At 55.4% G+C, this 8,103-nt stretch carries 3 protein-coding genes; 2 read left to right on the forward strand and 1 reads right to left on the reverse strand.

Annotated features, from left to right (window positions below; genetic code table 11):
• The first annotated feature begins 85 nt into the window (after positions 1–85).
• Both VGG64_04880 and VGG64_04885 read left to right on the forward strand, forming a co-directional pair.
• Positions 86–6,730 carry a putative Ig domain-containing protein gene (locus VGG64_04880; GenBank protein ID HEY1598912.1) on the forward strand — a complete coding sequence of 2,215 codons (6,645 nt, stop codon included), beginning with the start codon at positions 86–88 and terminating at the stop codon, positions 6,728–6,730.
• 13 nt (positions 6,731–6,743) lie between these two features.
• Positions 6,744–7,730, forward strand: a complete 987-nt coding sequence (locus VGG64_04885) for an ankyrin repeat domain-containing protein (GenBank protein ID HEY1598913.1) — start codon at positions 6,744–6,746, stop codon at positions 7,728–7,730.
• 180 nt (positions 7,731–7,910) lie between these two features.
• Here the strand turns inward: VGG64_04885 and VGG64_04890 are convergent.
• Positions 7,911–8,103, reverse strand: a 193-nt coding sequence (locus tag VGG64_04890) for a hypothetical protein (protein ID HEY1598914.1), incomplete at its 5' end; no start/stop codon positions are given.

The following is an 8,103-nucleotide window of genomic DNA, read 5'->3' on the forward strand; positions in this document are numbered from 1 at the left end:
TCACAAATGCGACATTCGCAGTCTGTGGCGATGCGCGCATTCCTGCATTGGGTGCCCGATTGGGCCCTCTTTGCAGGAGAGATTCGTGCTCATCAGACCAACGAGTTGGTTCCGCTCCCTGGAAACGGCCGGCTATCGGCGCAAGGGGCGTCGGCCGATCGGTACGAAGCGGCTGCGGCTTGAAGAGCTAGAGTCGCGACTGCTGATGACGGTCGACACGTCTCTGGGCGCCATCCCGGCTCCCACACAAGTCACGCTCGATTCGTCTGCGCGTTTCCGGATCACCGATAGCGTGGCCCAGCAGGTTTTCACTGTGCAGACAGTGAACGATCCACAGAACGGCCTGGAAGCCGTGCTGCAGATGTCGCCAACCGCCCCGACCACTTTGCAGACGCTCTACGAATTCGATGTCGTTCTGAATGTCGACGGTCAGGACACGGCCACCTACGACGTCCAGGTCGTGCTGCCCGGCGCGCAGATGGTCTCGGATTTGGCAACCGAACATACGCAGGAAGCGCAGTCGGTCATCGCTGACGTGGATGCCCCAGTCGGCGCAACCGTGGACTCGCAAGGTGACGTCACCGAACACCCGATGATGGTCGCGACCGTGCTCCATTTCGGCCAGAGCTTAAGCGATATTCCCAGTCCACTGGCGATGCCGCCCGTCGCCGTGACCGACGTCGGCACAAAGCTCGACGTGCTGTCGAGCATGGCCACACAAACCGACGCTGACGTCCAGGACCGTCTGAACGTCTATGCCGGCATAGACCAGGTTGCCAGCGACCTGGCTGCAGATCCATCACAGGACGAAGCACATCAACTGGGAGCGACGCTGTATACGCTGGCCGATCAAATCCAGGCAGACATGGCCAGCTCCGACACCACGCTCGCCGCCGCAGCCAAGCAGGCGTACGACGCGGCCGTCTCGCAAAGCGATTCGTATTTTAGCGTGTGGTCGGGCAAGGACATCAACTCAGACGTCTTTCAGCAAACGGTCGATCAGCAAGACCAGTATTCGGCGTTCTATGAATCGGGACAGGTGCAGCTCATCAATCAGTTTGCCGTCAATCTAGGCAGGCCAGCGCTCGTCACTGTCTCGGTGCCGCAAGATTATCTCGGCATGATGGCGACCAGCAACACCGCCTCGGCGTTGATCACCACCAGTGGGCCAGCCGCTGACACGTACGTTGATTTGCCATCGGGTACGATGGCTCACAACAGTGACACGACTCTGGACGTCTCCAAAGCCACTGGACTCCAGCAGGACTCATTGATTCGCTTTAATCTCGCTTCGATGGGTATTACATCGCAGCAAGTCGACAGCGCGACCCTAACTCTCAACGGAACGTCCGTCAGTTCGGTCGCGCCGTGGCTGGACGCGCGGGCCGTTCCAAATACCAGTTGGGTGTCGACTGTCACCGGTACTACGGTCAACGGCGACAATTCATTCGTCGCATCGGGAAATTCCGTGTCGACGTTCCAGGCTCAAACAGGAACCAACACGGTTGACGTGACCGAGGCAGTTCGTGAGGCAGTGCGCGTGGGAGACGCTGATTTCAGTGGGGACGTGGATAATGCGAAGACGGAATTCGACGCTTTTCAAGAATTGCTCCAGAACCCGTCGGCCTACAACGCCCAGTATGGGTCGCTGACCACGATCACTAATGATATCCTCTATCGCAACGACGCCAATTTTGATGGCGCGGTCACTTCGGCAGACGTCGGGCCGTTTCTCGCGCTGCATGGCGAACTACAGGGCGACCTGAATTTCGATCATGTTGTCAATGGTCTCGAAATCAATACGATTGCCGGAAACTGGTTGGCCACAGGACGGACCTACGAAAATGGTGACGCCAACCTGGACGGCGTCGTCAACGGGGTGGATTTGAATATGGTTGCCGGAAAATATATGGCCACCTGCACTGGCAATGCCGTTGCTCCGCAGCTCACGTTACGAATATCCGCCGAAAGCGGCTCGACAGGCACCGCAACGTTCTCCTCGACTAACGATGCAACATCCGCCAACTGGCCCAGTCTATCCGTAACGCAGCTCGCCGACCTAGCAATCACAGGTTTCACAACCGACGCCAACAACAATTTCAATGTCAGCTATGTCGTAAAGCCAAGTCCGACGGGAGATTCGGTCGACCCGTTCTCAATCGCTGTCTACCGGTCAACAGATGGTACAGCTGATGACCAAGTGATGACCAGCTTTTCGGTGAGCGACCCGAGTCTCTTGACGCCTGGGCCCCACACGGCAAAGTTCGCACCCGATTCGTCATACGACGCGAATGACACCACTGACGACTATTATCTACGAGCCGTGCTCGACGATGGCCATCAAATAGCAGAGTCAAACGAGTCAAACAACGAGATGCTATTCCAAGGCGGCGCTTTCATCACGCCCGCCGGCACGATTCACGTGCAAGGAACCGATGCCGTCAATAATATCACCGTGCGCTGGGCAGGAGATGCGAACTTCGACGGGATAGTGAACGGACTTGATTTCAGCACTTGGGCGACGCATACCGGGCCGTGGGGGGGTGATCTAAACAATGACGGTATAGCCAACGGACTCGACGACAATCTGATTGCGGAAAATGACCCGACGCCTCATACAATTCAGATTCTCGACGACGGGGTTCTTTACTCCTTCGCCCTGAGCAGCACGACCGGCATCGCCGCACGCTTGCATGGAGGCAACGACAACCTCACGACGACCCAGACACTTTCCGTACCGGTCCTCGCCCTCGGCGGGACCGGGAATGATGTGCTTCAAGGTGGAGCGGCCGATGATGCACTGTACGGCGGCGACGGCAACGACACGCTTCAAGGCGGGGATGGTGACGATGTTCTCGAAGGGGATGCAGGTACTGATTCCCTTCAGGGCGCGGTCGGCAATGACACGTATACATACGCTGGGACAAGTGACCAAGGGGTCGAAACCATCTCTGATCCGTCCGGCTCAAATACGCTCGACTTCTCGAAGCTGGATTTAGGGCTCGGCGTGGTTGTCGACCTCAGTACGAATAATGCACAGCAGGTTATTCTCGCAAGCGACGGACGCCAGTTGACTCTCAGCAATCTTGAATCATCGATCCAGAATGTTGTCGGCACGCAATACGACGATACATTGACCGCCAATCCGTCAGGTAGTCAGCTTGATGGCCAGGACGGTAACGACACCCTTAACGGCGGTTCCGGCAATGACAGTCTGATGGGTGGGCCTGGAGACGATCGCTTGAATGGCGGTAATGGCGATGACACTTTGATTGGCGGCGGCGGCGCTGACATACTTGAGGGCGGCAATGGCAATGATACGTATCCGGCTTCGTCAGAAGACTACAATCAGCCCGACGAAATTTACGATCCCGGCCAGGACGCTGGTTTCACTGGGCCTGATGGTCAAATAAACCACGCGCCGCAAATCAACTACGTAAGCCCGCAATTTGGCTCGGTCGGGACGACACTGACGTTCCAGGTGTCTGCATCCGACCCGGACGCCGGCCAGCAATTGACTTACTTTCTCGACGGCGACGTGCCAGATGGAGCAACCATCGATCCGACGACCGGAGTCTTTTCGTGGACTCCGACGATGCAGGAGACGCACGCGTACAATATGACGATTGGGGTCGCCGACGATGGCTCCGCACCGCTCGATTCGACCGAGCAAGTCTCTGTGACGGCCTTCAATGGGGTCGAGGTTCCGCATGACCTAATCTATCAGCCCGCCATTTATCAGCTCACTTGGGAGGAGGCTTCGCCAGTCGCTAGTTACATTCTTCAAGAACGTACTCTCCCTGGAGATTGGCATACCGTCGAGACGTCACCCTCAACCCTTAGCAATCTAGATCTTTCACCGGTCGGTCCGGTTGTTGAGGAATTACGCGTCGCAGCCGTATCGTTGTCCGGACAGCCTTCGGCATTTTCAGACCCAATTACAGTGACAGTTGGTGGCGGCCTGGCGGGAACGCCGTACCTGACGTTAACGCAGAGCAATGCCGTACATATCACTGGGAATGCTGGCAATGGCAACTACTATCAAGAGCGTGGATGGAATCAATGGTACATAGAGCGCCGTGACAGTCCTTCCTCACCATGGCATGTGATTGCGCAGTTGCCTGTCACGACATCCTCTTACACTGACACCAACGTAAATAGCGGAACTTTGTACGAGTATCGGCTCGGCGTTCAACTCGACCCAACAGGCGCTCCGTATTACGGTCTACCTGCTCCCATCCTTACACCTCTTTATAACAATATTGGCTACACCTACTCCCTCGAGATGGAAGCTGGCGCACATAACGAGTATGACGGCCCGGCGGGCTTGGTCATTCCTCTGGACACTGGATATGAGGAGGGCAACCGTAACGCGTTGGGAGACCCTGTGCCGAACCTGAGTCCAAACGCTGGTGGCAACTACGATCTTAATCTAAGCGCTGGTCCTGCAACCAGCAGTGCGACACTTTATGTCGTCGGCATACCATCATTATCTGGCAATCAGACATCAGGCCGCATCACGTTCACATTTAGCGACAACATACGGCTATTTAATACCTCGGCCCAGTACGCGTTAGCCACGTATCCTGGATTTCAGGCTCTTGCTAGCGGTCAACAAATATTTAGCGGTACGACCTACTGGTTTAACTTCTTTTCCGGCCTTACCATCTCAATTGAAGGAGTGTCCGCGAGCGTAAGCCCCGGCGATACGTCATTATCCGCTACATTTGTACAGGATATTTCGTCCTATACAGCAACTACTGACACGTTGCACCTAACGGTCGCAAGCGCTGCCCTGAACGTGGTTCGTCCTGACGGCACGCAAATGCCGGATTCTGATGCGAAGATCAATGCGATCGGCGTGCCGCTCAACAATGATGACGACAATCAAGACGGAATTCCGGATTTAGACGAGACTAATATCTCCGGCGGTGATCCGGACCTTGTTCAGTTGAACATTGGCTCCATTCTCCCTGTTCCATCGGGTTCGTGGCCCCCGGGCTTCGTTCTGGAGTTTCCCGAGGACAAAATTCACGTGTGGAAGGATCGCGCCAAGACGACTCCCATTGAGTCGGACGTCACATTGCTCGACGGGTCGGCAGCGCAGACAGTATACGTCGAGGGCGTTGAAACTAGCGATCCACTTCTCTATGCGTTCTCTCAAGACGATCCAGGCGTTCAAATAAAGCTTGTCGCGCTCAGCACGGACGACGATCGACCGGACTCACGTGTCGTCCTCGACAAGATCAATGTGATCGTGATGAGCGTGGACTTGAATATAGATTCTGACAATAACGATTCGTTCGGGCCACCTGACAACTCGAACTGGGAGAACACGCTTGAGAACAACCCCTACGGGCTGGGCAAGATGATCATGGTGGATTCCTCCACCACGCCTGTCACTCCCGTAGTCTTGACTTTGCCGGCTGGCCTCGATCCCAATGATGCCACAACCGATGTCGAATTTGACTGGACACCAGGTAACAACCCCGCGGGATCGATCTCGCTCTGGGACACGAATGCGTCTGATGCCAGCCGGAATGCGGCGGCTGTCGACCAACCCGGCGGCAACCGCATTTATCCCAACACCCAATACTCGCTTAAGGACCTGAATTATAATGCGCAGACCGGCCAGATATTGGTCTACGCGGACGGGGACGTCAAAAGCACGATCGTCGACACCCTGGCGGGGATCGTCCAATCGGGTCGTCCCACCGCATCACTGACGGCGAAAGTGATCGTCAATGGGAACGAGGTGGGCTCCGACTCAGTCCAGTACATTGTTACCGACCGCAATTCGTTCCTCTATCAACTGGCGACGCAACAAGCCGTTCGTGACGCGATGGCGTCGCAAGGCGTGTACACAAATACTACGGACTTGAAGGACTATGGGTTGAAGCTGCTCAGTGTAGAGGATCTGGAAGACCTTGACGTACCTGCCGCCATCGCGACTCTACTTGGACCTAGCGCTGACAACGGTGTGGACGGCTTTACGGCCGCAATATATCGAGACTATACCGCTGGTGAGAATCGGTACATTTTGGCATTCGCCGGTACCGACGACGATATCTGGAGAAATGAGTGGAATGATTGGACTACTAACGTCTTACAACCGTTCGGATTTGCTGGGCCGGAATACAAAGCGGCCATGCAAATTGGTGATGCGCTTGGGCGCGTCCCGGCCTTCCAAGGCCAAAGCTTGATAGTGACCGGACATTCACTCGGCGGCGGATTGGCCAGCGCAGCCGCAGTCGTAGGAGGATTCCGGGCGGACACGTTCAATGCCGCTGGTTTGGCTATTAGCACGCTATACCAGTTTGACGTTAATAAAGATCCGATAACTAATAATCTCACTGGCGCGATTCTCGAATTATATCCAGGATCTATCGCTCGGTATAATAATGCGGCATCGACGATCAATGCCTATTACGTCGATTGGGATTTACTTAGCGATATCCAGGATGGAACAAGTCTCCCCGATGCGATTGGTACTCGAATCAAGCGCGATGGTGCATTTGATGAGGGCATCGCAGTAACTGCAGCGGGGGCGATCATAATTGGGCAGCCCTGGGCAATCCCAGCTGGGTTTGCGGTTAAGGCTGTTATCGAAGCCAAGGCTCATAGCATGACGAGTGTGCTTTATGGCCTCCTGGTCAGGGAAAACGGCTTCGGTGGATTCATCGTAGACGCATTGGGATACAGCTATTTTTCGTCAGACTTAAATCCTTAGGGAACATGATAGCGTGGACAATTCAATGGCCTTTACAAGCAGATGGTTGTTTTCTTTCCTAATTGTCGCGTTCGGCGGCTGCCAGCAGGTGGTAAACGTGCTGCCCACATCATCGTGGCATCAGAAATTCGGCTGGAAGGCAAAAGATTACTTCGACGATCCGAAAGTGGTCGCCTTATGCGATGCAATCGAGGCGAATGACCTTGCGGAGATTGATCGGCTAGTCGCCGCCGGCGCGGACGTGAACGCCCAAGGCAAAGGGAAGATGACGCCGCTCTTGTGGGCCTTTCCCGGCAATCACTTAGAACGTTTCAAGCGATTATTGGAGCATGGAGCGAATCCGAACGTCATCGTGGAGAGCGATTTTGGCACGCGCGGGCAGATCTTGTCAGGCACGTCCATAACCCATATGGCGACGGAGACCACGTTTCCCGGCTATTTCGATGCGGTCTTCGCTCATGGCGGCGATCCGAATCTTGAGCAGAAGACAAAAGCATTGGGGCGAGGCGACACGCCGATTTTCACGGTTGTTATGTCGCCTGTTCCCAATAAGAAAGAGAAGATCCAATTCTTGCTCGAAAAAGGGGCGGACATCAACCATTTAGACGGCAGCGGCGAAACAGCAATGATGCACGCCGTTGGGTTTAGTCAATTTGACCTTGTGCTGATGCTGCTGGAGGCAGGTGCTGACCACATGGTTTACAACAAGCGTGGCAGCGCCAGGTTGACGCATATGATACTTGTCTGGAAAACACACACAGATGACGTAGCTAGCTGGACGCCGCAACTCAGAGCGGACTACGATGCCGTCGTTCGGTGGCTCGAAGCTCACGGAGAGTCCTTTTCGGAAGCACAAAAGGACCTGGACAGGTGGAGCACCTGGTCGAGAGATACCGGTGAGTATAAACGCAAGATGGCCGCCGAGATTGCCGCACGCAAAGCTCGCGAGGCCGAAGAGCGAGAGAAACGGGAAAGTACCGTCGACAAAGCGGATCAGTGAACCATCGGTATGAATGTACTGGCGCCGAGCCAAGAACGATGGAGCCGCAGAGTTGAGCGCAAACAAAAAAGCTCCGCTCGCGTGCAAACGTGGGCGGGGCCATTTAATGAAGTGGGTGAATTGTCGGTCTGGCAGCGCGATCTCGCCGGCGTTGTGCTGCCTGACGGGCGCCTCAAGCTGCTAGCTATCGACGGCATGGCGTATAGTGTCGATGTCAAACGGCGGCACGTCGATCAGTTGATCCGTCTGTCGGTTGCTGGACCAGCCGTCGCGCCATTCCGGCCCGTAACCAAACAGCAGACTATCGGCGTTCGCCGTGTGCTGAATCTGGTCCGGAGTATCCTGGTTGAAAGCCAGCGTCTCGCCCGCTTCT

Source organism: Pirellulales bacterium (genome assembly GCA_036490175.1).
Taxonomy (GTDB): Bacteria; Planctomycetota; Planctomycetia; order Pirellulales; family JACPPG01; genus JACPPG01.